The sequence below is a fragment of the Paractinoplanes toevensis genome, assembly GCF_018332695.1.
GTDB classification, from domain to species: Bacteria; Actinomycetota; Actinomycetes; order Mycobacteriales; family Micromonosporaceae; genus Actinoplanes; species Actinoplanes toevensis.
Map to the genome: position 1 here is coordinate 36,057 of NZ_BOQN01000121.1, position 15,747 is coordinate 51,803.

The window sequence follows — 15,747 nt, forward strand, 5'->3', positions numbered from 1 at the left end:
GTGATTTCCCGGTTTTGGCAGCTTATCGGCAGGTTGGCGAGGTCGGTTCGGCGCAGATGGCGTACCGTTCGGCGCGCGTTCCGCCGCGGCCCCCGATCCCGCCGTGACGCGGGTGTTGACTGGGGCGCATGGGTGACTACCGGCGGGCGTACGAGCGGAGCGTGACCGACCCCGAGGGCTTCTGGCGAGACGCCGCCGCCCTGATCGACTGGGTGACCCCGCCCGGGCGCATCCTCGACGACAGCGCCGCCCCGCTGTACCGGTGGTTCCCCGGCGCCGAGCTCAACACCTGCCACAACGCGCTCGACCGGCACGTCGACGCGGGACGCGGGGAGCAGCCCGCCCTGGTGCACGACAGTCCGGTGACCGGAGCGCTCACGACGTACACCTATCGGGGTCTGCGCGACGAAGTCGCGATCTTCGCCGGCGCGCTGCGCCGGTTGGGAGTCGCCCAGGGTGACCGGGTCGTGATCTACATGGCGATGATCCCGGAGACCGTGGTGGCGATGCTCGCCTGCGCCCGGCTCGGCGCGGTGCACTCGGTGGTGTTCGGCGGATTCGGCGCCAAGGAGCTCGCGGCCCGCATCGACGACGCCCGGCCGGTCGTGGTGGTCGCCGCGTCGTGCGGGGTCGAGGCCGGGCGGGTCGTGCCCTACCTGCCGATGCTCGACGCCGCCCTCGACCTGGCCACGCATCGGCCGCAACGGTGTGTGATCTTCCAGCGTCCGCAGCATCCGGGCCGGTTGCGGGAGGGCCGCGACCTCAGCTGGGGCGCGGCGATCGAGGACGCCGAACCGGCCGGCTGCGTGCCGGTCGCGGCCACCGATCCGCTCTACATCCTCTACACCTCCGGCACGACCGGGAAACCGAAAGGCGTGGTCCGGGACAACGGCGGGCACGCGGTGGCGTTGCGCTGGTCGATGGAAAAGATCTTCAACACCGGGCCGGGGGACGTCTTCTGGGCGGCGTCCGACGTCGGCTGGGTGGTGGGTCATTCCTACATCGTGTACGGGCCACTGCTCACCGGCGCCACCACCGTCCTCTACGAGGGAAAACCGGTCGGCACCCCGGACGCCGGAGCGTTCTGGCGGGTCGCCGCCCAGCATCGGGTCACCACCATGTTCACCGCGCCCACCGCCATCCGGGCGATCAAGAAGGAGGACCCGGCCGGCCGTCTGGTGCGCGATCTGCCCAGCCTGCGGCTGCTGTTCCTGGCCGGGGAGAGGCTCGACCCGCAGACGTACGAGTGGGCCGGCTCCCTGCTGGGCGTACCGGTGATCGACAACTGGTGGCAGACCGAGACGGGCTGGCCGATCGCCGCCAGCCCGCGGGGCATCGAGGCGTTGCCCACCAAGCCTGGATCCCCGTCGGTGCCGATGCCCGGTTACCGGGTCCGGGTGGTGTCGCCGTCCGGTTCCGAGGCGGCCCCGGGCGAGGACGGCGCGATCGTCCTGCAACTGCCGCTGCCGCCGGGCTGCCTGCCCACCCTGTGGGGCGACGATGCACGCTACGTCAGCTCATATCTGTCCGCCTACCCGGGCAACTACCTGACCGGCGACGGCGGCCGGTTCGACGAGGACGGTTATCTGTACGTCATGGGCCGCACCGACGATGTCATCAACGTGGCCGGGCACCGGCTGTCCACCGGCGCCATGGAGGAGGTCCTGGCCGGGCATCCCGCGGTGGCCGAGTGCGCGGTGATCGGGGTGGCCGACCCGCTCAAGGGCCAGCTGCCGCGTGGCTTCGTGGTGCTGAAGTCCGGGGTCGAGGCCGACCCGATCGGCCTCGAGGAGGAACTGGTCGCGCTGGTCCGGGCCCAGATCGGCGCGGTGGCCGCGCTGCGCCGGGTCGACGTGGTGTCGGGCCTGCCCAAGACCCGCTCCGGCAAGATCCTGCGCCGCACCATGCGCGGCATCGCCGACGGCACCGACGAGCCGGTCCCGTCCACCATCGAGGATCCCGCGGTCCTCGACCGGCTGCGCCCGGTCCTCCTGGACCATCGCGGATAGTGATTCGGCGGTATTGCGTGATTTTTGAACGTGACCCTGCTGCCAATCTGCGGTGATTGAATCCGGGTGCGGCGGAAACCATCGAAGCTCTTCACGAGCACGGATTCCGGCAGACCGTGCTGACCGGAAACCTGCGATCGGCTGCGGAGGCCAAACTCCGTGCGACCGGCCTGAGCCGGCACATCGAGTTCGCCATCGGCGGCTACGGATCGGATGCCCGTGACCGCTTCGAACTGCCGGATGTGGTCGCCCAGCGTTTCCTGGCGACCTACGGTGAGGCCATCGATCCGGCTCGGACCGTCGTGATCGGTGACGCGCCCAACCCTGACGCGATCTTCGACGCCCTTGCACCGACGCCGTCGTCGGCGCGATCGAGTCGCTCGTGGAGGGGCGTGGCTAACCGGCGAACACCTCGTCGAGGCGGCGGACGGCTGGTTCGTCCTGCCACGGATCGAGTCTTCTCCGCACGCGCCGAGCCCGATCCATTCCTGTGCCCCGGCCAGGTCGACACGAGCAGCCGGACATTCACCTTGCTTCGGTCGTTCTCGGAGCGGGCCACAGCCTCGGTGAGGACCTCGACGGCCCGCTCGCGAAGTGCCTGGCGGCGCGTCTCGCGGGGAAAGGCGACCAGCCCTCGCTCGACTTTCCCGATGTCGTTGGCGCTCAACCGGCTGTGCGCGGGCAGCTGGGCATCGGCCGCGTCGGCGACCTGTTGTCGGCTCAGGCCCAATCGCAGGCGAGCCTACCGGAACAGTTCGTTCGCCACGCGGTCCACCTTCCGGCCGGCGACCGACGGGCGGGAAGGTGGTCCGTGGGGGAATTCCAGGGAATCGCAGATGGTGGTCAGGCCGATAATCGGGTCATGGTCACTGTGGAGACTGAGCGGCTTCTGCTGCGTGGGTGGCGGGATGACGATCTTGACGCTCTTGCGGCTATCAACGCGGACCCGGAGGTCATGCGGTTCATCCTGGACGGCTCGGTGTTCGATCGGGAGCGGAGTGCGGAGAGCCTTCGGAAGATCGTGCGGGACTGGGACGACCGTGGGTTCGGGCTGTTCGCCGTGGAGGTTCGGGGGAGCGGCGAGATGATCGGGTGGGCCGGGCTGTCGGTGCCCGCGTTCCTGCCGGAGGTGCTGCCGGCCGTGGAGATCGGGTGGCGGCTGGCCCGGCACGCCTGGGGCAACGGTTACGCCACCGAGGCGGCGGGTGCGGCGCTGCGGTTCGGGTTCGGCGCGGCCGGGCTGGATCGGGTGATCAGCATTCGGCACGTCGACAACGTGCGGTCGGAGCGGGTCATGCAGAAACTCGGGTTCGTGCACGAGTTCGACACCGTCGTGCCGGGGCACGGCCAGCCTGTTGCCGTCCACGCGATCAGCGCCGGTGGGTAGTCTCGGCCGATGTTCTCGGCTCAGGGACCCACTCTTCGCGAACTGTGCGTGCAGGCGTTGTCCTCGGTCGAGGGCGGCTATGACCGGCTCGCGCCGAAATTCGACCACACGCCGTTCCGCACCCCGGGGAGCATTCTTTCCGGGACCGTCGACGCGCTGACCGGGCTCGGGCCGTTCGAGGCGGGGCTGGACCTCTGCACCGGCACCGGGGCGGGCATGCTCGCCCTGCGGCCGCTGTGCACCGGGTTGATCACCGGGGTCGACTTCAGCTCCGGGATGATCGCGCGGGCGCGGGCCGCGCACCCGGACGCCACCTGGGTGCGGGCCGATGCCCGGGCGCTGCCGTTCGCCGGGGGCTTCGACCTGGCGGTGTCGTTCGGGGCGCTCGGGCACTTCCTGCCCGAGGAGCGGCCGGGGCTGTTCGCGGGGGTGCACCGGGCGTTGCGGCCGGGCGGGCTGTTCGCGTTTCCGATCGGGGAACCGGCGCCGGTCACCTCGGTCGCGCACTGGGCGCTGCTCGGTTTCGACGCGGCGATGCGGGTGCGCAACGCGGTGTGGCGGCCGCCGTTCGTCATGTACTACCGGACGATGCGCATCGAACCGGTCCGGGACGAGCTGGCCGCGGCCGGCTTCACCGTGACGGACGTCGACCTGCCCGCGGTGAACCGCTGCCGGCTCGTTCTCGCCCGCAAACAGCCCCTCAGCCGTCGGTGAATTTGCCGCGCATCTCCAGGGCGATCTGCGACGCGTCGAGATTGGCGAGGGCGTTGGCCAGCAGGTCGGCGTCGAAGGTGCCGTGGTCGCGGGCGTCGAGCAGCACCGACCGCTGCGCCGCCAGGATCGCGAGGCGGTACTCCTTGGCCGCCCGGAAGCCTTCCGCGGTGGGAGCGGTGGTGGCGGGCGGCGGGTGTTCGAGCGTCTCGCCGCTGGTCCGCATCAGTTCCATGATCCGGTTCCACTCGGCGTGTGCCTGCTCCTCGGCCGCGACCGGGTCGGCCTTCGGCGTGATCAGGCGCAGCAGCGGGCCGATGGTGCCGCCCTGGACCACCAGCGAGATCGCCGCGACCGCGTAGGCGATCAACACCAGGGTGGACCGCTGCGGGGTGTCCTCGGGGAGCGTCTGGGCCGCGGCCACGGTCACCGCGCCGCGCATGCCCGCCCACACCACGGCAACGCCCTCGCGCCAGCCGAGTGGCTCCCGCACGAAATAGTCGATGTTGGCGAGCCCCTGCCGGATCCGGCTGGTGAAGAAGTTGAGCTCGCGTTCCGACGCTTCCCGGTTGCGGCGGTTCATCTGCGCGAACGTCTCCTGCTTGCCCTCCGGCGTACTCATCCGGTCCTGCATTTCCCGCAGTTGCCGTTGCATGGTCAAGCCGTGCCGGGCCCGGCTGACCAGAACAGCCAGCAGCGGGACCACGTAGGCCGCCCGGACCAGGACCGTCAGGACAAAGGCGACGACCGCGACGAGTACGGCGGACAACACCCCGGAATGGTCCTGCTCGACGGTCGTCACGATCGGCTTGATCTGTACGCCCATGGTCAGGAACACCGCGCCCTCGAGGACGAGTTCCACCGTGCGCCAGTTCTGCGAGTCGGAGAGCCGGTTCTGCGGGGACAGGTCGCGAGGCGCCCGGATCCCGGTGACCAGCCCGGCGACGACCGCCGCGACCAGGCCGGACGCGCCGAGCAGCCCGGCCGGCACCGAGGCGGCGAACGGTACCGCGAACGAGATGACGGTGTTCACCGTCGGGTCGGTCACCCGCTTGCGGACCACCAGGTTGAGCCAGCCGACGAACCCGCCGACCACCAGGGCCACCACCACCGAGTACGCGAACGAGCCGAGCGCGCCCCAGAACGAGAACGCCACCGACGTCGCGACGATCGCGGCCCGCAGCATGACCAGCGCCGTCGCGTCGTTGAGCAGGCTCTCGCCGTCGAGCAGCGCCACCACCCGCTTCGACACCGGCATCTGCTTGATGATCGAGGTGGCGACCGCGTCGGTCGGGCTGACGATGGCGCCGAGAGCGACCCCCCAGGCGAAGCCGATCTCCGGGACGACCAGCATGAAGAACACCCCGAGCAGCAGCGCGCTGCCGACCACGAGCAGCACCGACAGGCCGCTGATGGCGCCGAACTCGCGGCGGAAGTTCATTGTCGGCATCGACACCGCGGACGAGTAGAGCAGCGGCGGCAGGACGCCTTCGAGGATCCACTCGGGTTCGATGTCCACCGACCCGAACATCGGCAGGAAACTCGCCGCGACGCCCATCGCCACCAGCACCAGCGGCGCCGCGATCCCCAGCCGGGGGCCGGCCTCCTTCGCGCCGGCGATCACCATCAGCGCGGCCACCATCACCACGAGCAGTTCGGTCACCGTTCCAGCCTGGCAGCCGCCCGGATGCCCCGTATCGGATTCGTCGCGCAGCGTGTAACACTCCACCTCATGGCGTGGGTCGCGCGGCATCGGCGGGTTCTGTTCGCGGTGTGCGGCGCGTTGATCGCGGCCGTTCTCGGTGCCGCCGTCCAGGAGATCCTCGACACCCGGCTGCGGATGGCGGCGGCCGCCGCGCTGGTCGTGTGCCTGCTGGTGGTGACGATGCTGGCCGGGCTGGCCGCGGTGGTGGAGAGCCGCATCCAGGCCGACCGGGAGATCACCGACGCGGTCCGCGACGAGGTGGCCCGGCACCACGCGCTGGCCGACGGCACCGCGGCCCGGATCGCCGCGCTCGGCCGGGACATGACCGCCATGGTGGGCAGCATCGGGATGAAGGTCGACACCATGCTGCTGAGCGAGCTGAACACGGCGAAGACGATCGAGGGTGACCGGACCGTTCAGCTCATGCTGTCGGCCAAGGAGGAGATCCGCATCCTCGATCTGCTGCTGGAGGACGGGCGATGGCCGGACGAGGCGATGGACCAGTCGTACCAGAACAACGCTTTTGATGTCTTTCTGGCGCTGCTCGAACAGCCGTCGATCTCCTACAAGCGGATCATCCAGGTCGCCGAGCCGGCGTCGTCGCTGAGCCGGGCGCTCACCCCGAGCCTGGTGAAGCACTGCACCGACGTCCTGGCCCTGCGGCAGGCGCGGGGCAGGGTGTCGCTGCGGGTGACCCGGCACCGGTTCCCGTTCAAGTTCATCCTCATCGACACCTCGGCGATCGTCCTGCAGCTGCAGGAGTACGGCGGGCACACCGGCGACCTGCGGATCTGGGGCGAGGTGCTGATCACCGACCCGGGCGGTCAGCTGGTCGCGGTGTTCCGGGCGATCTGGGACGAGTTCGTCGAGGACCCGTCGACCCGGGCCGTCAGGCTCGCCGACCTGCCGCGACCCGGCGGTTCCCCAGCAGAATGACCGCGGTCATGCTGAGCCCCAGGACGGCCAGGTAGGCGGCGAACGCGTAGTGCGCCGGCGACCACGTCGTGATGGTCGCCAGGGTGATCAGCGCGCTGACGGCCAGGCAGGCGAAGTTGAACCACGACTCGCTGCCCGGGTTCCGCCAGGCCTTCCGGTAGGTCGGCACGGCGGCCAGCGCGTCGGCCGCGATCGCGAACAGCACGGCGTAGGCGGCATGCCGGGTCAGGGCCCAGATGATCAGACCGGCCACCGACAGCGCACCGCAGAACAGGTCGCACGCGGTCACTCCCCAGGCGCCCTGCCGCCGCGCGATCAGCATCACCACGACGACGAGCGGGCTCGCACCGGTGAACAGCGTGATCAGCGACTGGACACCGATGTGCTCGCTGAGCTGCGCGACGAAGGCGACGAGCGGGGCGAGGGCCCACAGTGCCCAGGTGACGATGTGCGGCTGGATCTCGCGGCGGGCCAGACGGTACAGGTAGGAGCCGGCACCCAGGACGTTGAACGCGAGCGCGAGGAACACGAATCCGGCGGGAATCACGGTGGAGTCACCCTACCGTCGCGGCGGATCCGCGCCATCGAGTTACCCCAGCAGTTCGGCCAGCGCCGCGCCGAAGACCTCGTGGTGACGGTGCACGTCGGACAGCGTGGTCGCCGGCGACATCAGCGCCATGTTGTGGAACGGCGTCAGCAGGATGCCCCGGTTGGCCAGGTAGACGTGCAGGAAGTCCTCCAGCTCGGCGTCGGCCGAGGCGGCCGACTCGGTGCCGGTGCGCGGGGCCGGACTGGCGAACCGGTATTCGACCCGGGCGCCGAGCTGGGCGACCGACCACGGCAGGACGTGCCCGTCGATCAGCTTCCGGACGCCGTCGGCGAACGCCGTGGCCGTCGCGATCATCCCGGCGAACGCCTCCTCGGTGAGGACGTCGGACAGGGTGGCCCGGGCGGCGGCCATCGAGACCGGGTTGCCGGCCAGCGTGCCACCGACCCCACCCATGTCGACCAGGTCCAGGTCGGGGCGGCCGGTCAGCGAGTCGGCGAGCGCGGCCGACAGGCCGTACGCCCCGATCGGAATGCCCCCGGCGATGGCCTTGCCGATGGTCAGCACGTCGGGTTCGAGGGACCAGGCGGCGGTCGCGCCGCCGGGCCCGGCGGAGAACGTGTGGGTCTCGTCGTTGATGAGGTAGGTGCCGTACCGGCGGGTCAGCTCCCGGACGCCCGCGAGGTAGCCCGGTTCGGGCAGGACGATGCCGATGTTGGTGAGCGCCGGCTCCATCAGCACCGCGGCCACGTCACCGTGGGCCAGTTCGCGCTCCAGGCCGGCCAGGTCGTTGAACTCGGCCACCCGGCTGGTGCCGGTCACGTCGGTGGGGGCGCCCACGTTGCCCTCGCGGGAGACGCCGCGGCCGTCGGGACCCACGACGATCAGCGACTCGTCCACCGAGCCGTGGTAGCAGTAGCTGTTCACCAGGATCTTCGGGCGGCCGGAGACCGCCCGCAGCAGGCGGATCGCCCACCGGTTCGCGTCGGTCGCGGTCAGCGCGAAACTCCAGTACGGCAGGCCGAAGCGGCGGGCCAGCTCGGCGCCGACGGCGGCCGCGTCCTCGGTCGGCAGCATCGTGGTGGCGCCGCCCAGCGTCGCGAGCCGGTCGGTGACCGCGGCGACGACCGGGGCGGGGGAGTGGCCGGCCATCGCGCCGGTGTCGCCCAGGCAGAAGTCGATGTACTCGTGGCCGTCGATGTCGGTGAGCCGAGCCCCGCGGGCCCGGTCGACGTAGACCGGGAAGCCGGCGGCGTTCTTGTTCATCCAGGTCATCGGGACCCGGCCGAACAGGTGGTCGGCCCGGCCGTAGGCGGCCGCCGAGCGGGGGTGGCGCTCGGCATAGGTCGCCCGCTCACGTGCGGACAGTGAGGCGAGACGAGCGCGATCAACTCCGGAATCCGTCGGCATGGCGCGACGCTACCAACGATCAGCTCGTCACGGGAGGGGTCAGCTACGGAATCCGAGGATTCGGCGGAGGATCACCGGTGCGCCCGGCTCGGCCAGCGCCAGCACCACCCGTACGGCGGAAGCAGCGGAAGGATCCTCCCGCACCGCACCCTCCGGATCGACCCGCAGCGGCAGCTGCGGGGCGTCCGACGGCGCCAGCACGCCGACCGCGACGGCCGCGGCCAGGGGATCGTGCAGGGGAATTTCGCGTACGCCGAGCCGCGGCTGGTAGGACTCGAAGTAGACCGGCAGCATGTCGGCCAGGGCCTCGTGCAGGGGTGTGCCGCCGGCCCGTAGTGCCTCCTGGTCGGGCACGGTCCAGCGGTGCCGCATGGTCACGTCGAGCGGGACCAGGGTGACCGGCCACGGCGCGGCCAGCACGGCGGCGGCCGACCGCGGGTCGTCGCGGAAGTTGGCCTCGGCGTGCGGCGTGACGTTGCCGGGTGCGCGGACGGCGCCGCCCATCACCGTGACCGAGGCGATGAGCGTGGGCAGGTCGGGAGCGGTACGCAGCGCCTGGGCCAGGTTGGTGCACGGCCCGGTGGCGATGATGTGCAGTTCGCCGGGATTGTCGCGGATGACATCGGTCAGCAGGGCAACCGCCGTCCGGGCGTCCGGCGCGTCGCCGCAGGGCAGGGTCACGCCGCCGATCCCGTTGCCGCCGTGAACGCCGGCCGCCCCGCCGCGGTAACTGCCTTCGCCCACCGCGACGGGAATTCCGGAAATGCCGGAAAGCGCCAGCAGGCCCAGCGTGTTCCGGGCCGCCTGCACCGCCGACGTGTTCCCGTTGACGGTCCCGATCCCGACGATCTCGACATCGGGCGAGGCCAGCAGAAAGGCGAGGGCCAGGGCGTCGTCGACCCCGGTGTCGCAGTCGAGATAGATCTTCAGGACGCCGCCGCCTTCGGTCCGAACGCCGTGAAGAACCGGTCCCGGAACGCGTTCATCGGCCACACCGGGGTGTCCCCCTGCGGCCGCAGCCCGTCCACCCACTGCCAATCGGTGATCCTCTCCAGGACCGACCGGTCCTTGGTCACGATCGAGATCGGCACGTCGTGGCTGGCCCCGGCCCCGGACGCGATCGGCGACGGCTGGTGGTCGCCGAGGAAGACCAGCACCAGGTTGTCGTCGCCGTACCTGGTCACCCAGTTCACCAGGGAGGTCACCGAGTAGACGATCGACTTGCCGTACTCCGGGCGGACGTCGCGCGGATTGGCCCACAGCGCCTTCGGCTTCTTGCCGTTCTCGGCCATCGAGGCGTAGACCGACCCGTCGCCGATCTGGTCCCAGTCGTCGAGGTAGGTGGGGATCGGCGCCCACGGCGTGTGGCTGGACACCAGCGGCATCTCCACCATCAGCGGTTCCCGTCCCGGCTTCTTGTACTCGATCGTGTTGAGCTGCTTCAGCGTGTACTGGTCGGGCATCGGCGCCCAGGAGAACTTCGGCCCCTGGTAACCGAGATTACGGGAGTCCCAGACCGCGTCGTACCCGTAGAACTTGCCCTCCGGCCAGGCCCGGGTGGCGCCCGGCATGACGCTCACCGTGCGCGCCCCGGCGTTCTTGAACGCCCTGGTCAGAGTAAGCCGGTTGCTGGAGACCAGGTTGCGGTACCGCTGTTCGTTGTTGATCCACAGGCCGGACTCGAACGTCGAGTGGGCGAGCCAGCTGCCGCCGCCGAACGTCGGCGAGGTGAGCCAGCCCGACTCGGAGCCGAAGCCGGCCGCGGCGAGCTGCCTGGTGCCGGCGTCCAGGACCGGGTCGACCAGCGGGGCGAGGGCCGGGTGCTCGACGGCGCTGCGGCCGTAGCTCTCGACGAACGTGAAGATGACGTCCTTGCCCTTCAGCGCGGTCAGCATCTGGTCGGCCGGCACGTTCGCGAACGCGTCGTTCTTGACCTCCTCGGCGAACTTCGCCGAGTCGGCGAACCCCGCTTTGGCCTGGTGGGCGCGGTCCCACGCGTACGTCGCCGTGCTGCGCGCCGCGATCGGGACCGTGCCGGTGAAGGACGCGCCGAGGGCGAAGGTGGCCGCCCAGGCCACCGCCAGGCCGCCGGCCGCGTAGAGCGAGCGCCGCCGGCGGTTGCTCACCAGCCGGCCGATCCGCAGCGTCGCCCAGGTGGTCAGCGCCATGATCCCGGCGACCAGCAGCAGGATGGCGGCGACCGCGCCGATCGCCGCGACCCGGCCGTAGGAGTCGACCACGAAGCTGTATGCGTCGTCGAACAGCACCCAGTCCAGCACCGGGTCGAACGGCCGGTTCAACTCCGAGAAGAAGCCCATGTCCAGGCATTTCTCGATGACCAGCCAGCCGAGCAGGACACCGACGACGATGCCGGCGACACGGCGGGCCCGGGCCGGGACCAGCAGCAGTGCGATCAGGAACGCGCCCTCCACCGGAATACGGAGGAAACCGACGGGGGTCAGTCTGGAGACGACGTTCGGGAAAACCAAGGCGACAAAGAGCAACAAACCCGCCAGTACGGTCAATGTTCGGTTGACCGCCGGACGGGAAAGCAGAGTGAAGAAGCTACGAATCCGGGAGCGTGGGGGGAGTGGGGCATCGGGCTGCACGCCTTGGGGAACGGATCAACGACGGCCACGGTTCAGCGTCGCCGGAAAGTCACTCCAGGGCCATAAGACCCTACGAAAGCGGTTCCGAGACCACGTAGGTTTTTCCGTAGCCGAGGATCCGCGAAAGGAATCACCGTGACGACGGTCAGTGCCGATCTTGTCCGCACCCTGGGCGAGCCGAGCCAGGAAGACCTGGACCGGCTGGACGCGTGGTGGCGGGCCAACAACTATCTGACCATCGGTCAGATCTACCTGAAGGCCAACCCGCTGCTGCGCGAGCCCCTGAGTGCGGATCACATCAAACCCCGCCTGCTCGGGCACTGGGGCACCAGCCCCGGCCTGTCGTTCATCTACGCCCACGTGAACCGCCTGATCAAGCACACCGGGCAGGAGGCCATCTACCTGGCCGGCCCCGGTCACGGCGGTCCGGCGCTGGTGGCGGCCGGCTACCTCGAGGGCACCTACACCGAGCACTTCCCCGACGTCACCCAGGACGAGGGCGGCATCCTCCGCCTCTTCCGCCAGTTCTCCAGCCCCGGTGGCATTCCCAGCCATGTGTCGGTGACCACCCCCGGTTCCATCCACGAGGGCGGCGAGCTCGGCTACGTCCTGGTCCACGCGTTCGGCGCGGTCATGGACAACCCCGACCTGCTCGCGATCGCCGTGGTCGGCGACGGCGAGGCCGAGACCGGGCCGCTCGAGGGCTCGTGGAAGGGCATCTCGTTCATCAACCCGGAGCGGGACGGCGCGGTGCTGCCGATCCTGCACCTCAACGACGGCAAGATCTCCGGCCCGACCGTGCTCGGCCGCAAGGACCCGGAGCGGGTGCGCCAGCTCCTGCAGGGCCACGGCTACCAGGTCATCGAGGTCTCCGGCAACGATCTGCCCGGCATGCACGTGCGGTTCGCCCAGGCGCTCGCCGAGGCGTACGGCGCGATCAAGGCCAAGAAGTCCGGCGACAGCAGTGTCGCCTGGCCGGTGATCGTGCTGCGGTCGCCGAAGGGCTGGACCGGGCCGCACGAGGTGGACGGGGTCGTCGTCGAGGGCACGTGGCGCTCCCACCAGGTGCCACTGTCCGGCGTGCGGGAAAACCCGGAACACCTCGAGCTCCTGGAGAAGTGGCTCCGGTCGTACCGTCCGGAGGAGCTGTTCGACGCCACCGGCGCACCCACCGCCCTGGTCCGCGACCAGTCGCCGGAGGGCCCGCTGCGGATGAGCGCCACCCCGCACGCCAACGGCGGCCTGCTCACCCGCGACCTCGACATGCCCGACTTCCGCGCGTACGCCATCGACGTCACGAAGCCCGGCACCACGCGCGCCGAGTCGACCCGCAAGCTCGGCGAACTGATGCGCGACATCTACACGTCGAGCCCCGACCGGTTCCGGCTGTTCTGCCCCGACGAGACCAACAGCAACCGCCTCGGTGCCGTCTTCGAGGTCTCCGACCGGGCGTTCATGGAGCGCACCACCGCCGACGACGTGAAGCTGGGCCCGAACGGCCGGGTGATGGAGGTGCTCAGCGAGCACAACTGCCACGGCTGGCTCGAGGGCTACAACCTCACCGGCCGGCACGGCCTGTTCGCCACCTACGAGGCGTTCGCCATGGTCAGCGCCTCGCAGACGGTCCAGCACGGCAAGTGGTTGCAGGAGGCCGCGCACCTGCCCTGGCGGGCCAAGGTGCCGTCGCTCAACATCCTGCTGACTTCCACGGCGTGGCGTAACGACCACAACGGCTTCAGCCACCAGGGCCCCGGTCTGCTGCAGGTCGTGCTCAACCAGCGCGGCAACGTGGCCCGGGTCTACCTCCCGCCCGACGCCAACACGCTGCTGTCGGTGGCCGACCACTGCTTCCGCTCGCGCAGCTACGTCAACCTGATCGTCATCGACAAGCAGCCCCAGCTGCAATACCTGTCGATGGACGAGGCGATCGCGCACTGCGAGCGCGGCGCCGGCATCTGGGACTGGGCCGGCACCGACGACGGCGTGACCGACCCCGACATCGTCCTGGCCTGCGCCGGCGACGTGGTCACCATGGAGACGGTCGCGGCCGCGCAGATCCTCAAGGAGCGGCTGCCCAACTTCAAGGTCCGGGTGGTCAACGTCGTCGACCTGATGGCGCTGCCCCGCCCGAAGGACCACCCGCACGGCATGTCGGACGTCCAGTTCACCGAGCTGTTCACCGACACCGTCGACGTGGTGTTCGCCTTCCACGGCTACCCCGGCGCCATCCACCAGCTGGTGCACGGCCGGCCCGACGCCGACCGGTTCCGGGTGCGCGGCTTCATCGAGCAGGGCACCACGACCACCCCGTTCGACATGACGGTCCGTAACAAGACGTCCCGTTACCACCTGGTCATGGACGCCATCAACAACGCCAAGCGCCTGCCGCGCGGCGCCGCCGACCTCAAGTCCTGGTGCGAGTCGCAGCTGGCCCGCCACGAGGAATACGTGGTGGAAAACCTGGAGGACATGCCCGAGGTCCGAGACTGGGCACTGCCCGCTTAAAAACATATGAATACGGGATTCGGCAGAGTCCCGTGCGAACCGCACAGGCCGTAGACGGCCGAGGCCGTTCCCCGCCGCCGGGCATACCCGGTGGCCGGGAACGGCCCTTATCATCACCGCGTGACTACAGCGACGGCTGTCGAAGTCGACGTCCGGCCGGCCCCGGCGACCACTCCCGGCGTTCCCGGCATCGTGCGGCGCCGCCTGGCGACGCTGGAGAACTGGCTCGACCCGCACTCGTGGCTGGCGACCGCGGTCGTGACGCTGATCGCCGGGATCCTCCGCTTCCAGGGTCTGACCAGCGCGAAGGGCTACGTCTTCGACGAGGTCTACTACCCGACCGACGCCTGGGACATGCTCCAGCACGGCGTCGAGTGGGACGAGAAGAGCAACGGCCCGGCGTACGTCGTGCATCCGCCGCTGGGCAAATGGCTGATCGCGCTGGGCGAGAAGATCTTCGGCAACAACGAGCTCGGCTGGCGTTTCACCGCCGCCGTCGCCGGCACCCTGATGATCCTGGTCCTGATCCGGATCGCCTACCGCATGTTCCACTCGGTGCTGCTGGCCGGCACGGCGGGCATGCTGATGGCGCTGGACGGCTTCCAGCTGGTGCTGTCGCGCACCTCGCTGCTGGACATCTTCGTCGGCCTGTTCGTGCTGTTCTCGTTCGCCGCCATGGTCCTCGACCGCGACCACTACCGGCGCCGCCTGCTCCGGGCGCTGGAGGACGGCACGAAGCCGCGGATCGTGCCGTGGTGGCTGCTCGCCTCCGGCGCCCTGTTCGGCCTGGCTTGCGGCGTGAAGTGGAGTGCGCTGTTCTTCGCCCCGTTCTTCGCCGCCCTGGCGTGGGCGTGGCGGGTGCAGGCCCGCCGCTCGGCCGGCGCGCCCGCCCGGTTCCGCCCCGACGACCTGATCTGGGGCGTCCTCAGCGTCGCCCTGAGCCTGCTGTTCTACCTGGCCACCTGGACCGGCTGGTTCGTCACCAGCACCGGCTGGTTTCGGCACTACCGCGAGGCGAAGGGCCTGAGCGAACCCCCGATCCTCGGCGCCCTGCTCAACCTGGCCCACTACCACCACGAGGCCTACCGCTTCCACAGCGGACTCACCTCCCCGCACGTCTACCAGTCCTGGCCGTGGCAGTGGATGCTGCTGGGCCGGCCGGTCAACTTCTACTGGCCCGGCGCCACCGGCTGCGGCGCCCCGAGCTGCGCCCGGCAGATCCTGCTGCTCGGCACGCCCATCCTGTGGTGGTCGTTCCTGCCGGCACTGTCCGCGCTGGTCTGGTTCGGCATCGCGCGGCGCGACTGGCGGGCCTGGGCGATCCTGGTGCCGGTCGCCGGCGGCCTGCTCCCGTGGTTCTACTACGCGGTCAAGGACGGCCGGACGATGTTCTCGTTCTACGCCCTGCCCGCGCTACCGTTCCTGATCCTGGCCGTCACCTACGTGCTGGGCGCCATCATGAGCGCACCACCGGGCTCCGACCGGCGAGCACTCGGCATCGTGGCGGCCGGCATCTACGTGGCCGCCGTGGCGGTCTGCTTCTTCTATTTCCAGCCCATCTTCATCGGCCAGGTGATCACCTACGAGGGCTGGTCGCACCGCATGTGGCTGGGCAGCCGCTGGATCTAGAGATCTTTTCGGGTGGGGGTCCCGCCATTCCAGAAGGAGCGGGACCCCGGTTCAGGCCCGGCCCAAGCTCGCACCCCGACCTCCACAAGATCTGCGATGCCGGGCGCCACGACGGGCATCGACCCGTCACCGACCGGCCGAATACGTATAAACGCCCCTCCGGGCAGAGCTGGGCGGCGTGCATGGGTGAGCAGCGCAAGGCGTTGCCGCGCGGGGCTGGGTGCGTGGGTCGTTGCGCGAGAGTCGCGGCGCGTGCTGGTGTGGCCCGCTGCTTGCGGGGTGGCGGCGGTCGGGTGATG

Annotated in this window: 11 protein-coding genes and 1 pseudogene; 7 read left to right on the forward strand and 5 right to left on the reverse strand. The window is 70.2% G+C overall.

The genetic code is table 11. The annotated features are described in order from the left end of the window. Positions 1–128 precede the first annotated feature (128 nt). The 4 genes and pseudogenes from Ato02nite_RS41815 (at position 129) to Ato02nite_RS52725 (ending at position 4,110) form a co-directional block, all read left to right on the forward strand. Positions 129–2,009 (forward strand): propionyl-CoA synthetase, encoded by a 1,881-nt coding sequence (locus tag Ato02nite_RS41815; RefSeq protein WP_213012257.1) that lies wholly within the window; start codon positions 129–131, stop codon positions 2,007–2,009. Between the two features lie 56 nt (positions 2,010–2,065). Continuing rightward, positions 2,066–2,329 (forward strand): annotated as a pseudogene (locus tag Ato02nite_RS53385) (haloacid dehalogenase-like hydrolase); the annotation flags it as partial. Positions 2,330–2,871: 542 nt separating this feature from the next. Beyond that, entirely contained in the window at positions 2,872–3,396 is a 525-nt protein-coding gene (locus Ato02nite_RS41825; RefSeq protein ID WP_213012258.1) for a GNAT family N-acetyltransferase, read from the forward strand. A 9-nt stretch (positions 3,397–3,405) separates the two neighbouring features. Continuing rightward, a complete protein-coding gene (locus Ato02nite_RS52725; protein ID WP_213012259.1) occupies positions 3,406–4,110 on the forward strand; it encodes a class I SAM-dependent methyltransferase in 705 nt (234 codons plus the stop codon). Here the strand turns inward: Ato02nite_RS52725 and Ato02nite_RS41835 are convergent. Next, the gene (locus Ato02nite_RS41835; protein ID WP_213012260.1) at positions 4,097–5,770 is read right to left on the reverse strand and encodes a cation:proton antiporter; all 1,674 of its coding nucleotides are present in this window, start codon (positions 5,768–5,770) and stop codon (positions 4,097–4,099) included. The two genes, Ato02nite_RS52725 and Ato02nite_RS41835, sit on opposite strands and share 14 nt — an antisense overlap. Before the next feature lie 69 nt (positions 5,771–5,839). On the opposite strand from Ato02nite_RS41835, the gene Ato02nite_RS41840 reads away from it, so the two are divergent. Continuing rightward, complete coding sequence (locus Ato02nite_RS41840) at positions 5,840–6,748, forward strand: hypothetical protein (protein WP_213012261.1); 909 nt, start codon at positions 5,840–5,842, stop codon at positions 6,746–6,748. Here Ato02nite_RS41840 and Ato02nite_RS41845 read toward each other — a convergent pair. Genes Ato02nite_RS41845 through Ato02nite_RS41860 form a run of 4 tightly spaced genes read right to left on the reverse strand, consistent with a single transcriptional unit; the run spans position 6,702 to position 11,137 of the window. Next, positions 6,702–7,295 (reverse strand): hypothetical protein, encoded by a 594-nt coding sequence (locus Ato02nite_RS41845; protein ID WP_213012262.1) that lies wholly within the window; start codon positions 7,293–7,295, stop codon positions 6,702–6,704. The genes Ato02nite_RS41840 and Ato02nite_RS41845 overlap by 47 nt on opposite strands. A 42-nt stretch (positions 7,296–7,337) precedes the next feature. Then, positions 7,338–8,705 (reverse strand): transaminase, encoded by a 1,368-nt coding sequence (locus Ato02nite_RS41850; protein WP_213012263.1) that lies wholly within the window; start codon positions 8,703–8,705, stop codon positions 7,338–7,340. Positions 8,706–8,744: 39 nt separating this feature from the next. Next, positions 8,745–9,698, reverse strand: coding sequence for a nucleoside hydrolase (locus Ato02nite_RS41855; protein ID WP_213012264.1), 954 nt, complete (start codon positions 9,696–9,698; stop codon positions 8,745–8,747). Beyond that, positions 9,632–11,137, reverse strand: a complete 1,506-nt coding sequence (locus Ato02nite_RS41860; RefSeq protein WP_307854236.1) for an alkaline phosphatase family protein — start codon at positions 11,135–11,137, stop codon at positions 9,632–9,634. Before Ato02nite_RS41860 ends, Ato02nite_RS41855 begins: the two co-directional genes overlap by 67 nt. 312 nt (positions 11,138–11,449) lie before the next feature. On the opposite strand from Ato02nite_RS41860, the gene Ato02nite_RS41865 reads away from it, so the two are divergent. Together Ato02nite_RS41865 and Ato02nite_RS41870 are read left to right on the forward strand one after the other, a co-directional pair. Then, complete coding sequence (locus tag Ato02nite_RS41865; protein WP_213012265.1) at positions 11,450–13,819, forward strand: phosphoketolase family protein; 2,370 nt, start codon at positions 11,450–11,452, stop codon at positions 13,817–13,819. A gap of 120 nt (positions 13,820–13,939) precedes the next feature. Further along, entirely contained in the window at positions 13,940–15,448 is a 1,509-nt protein-coding gene (locus Ato02nite_RS41870) for a dolichyl-phosphate-mannose--protein mannosyltransferase (protein ID WP_213012266.1), read from the forward strand. Positions 15,449–15,747: the final 299 nt, after the last annotated feature.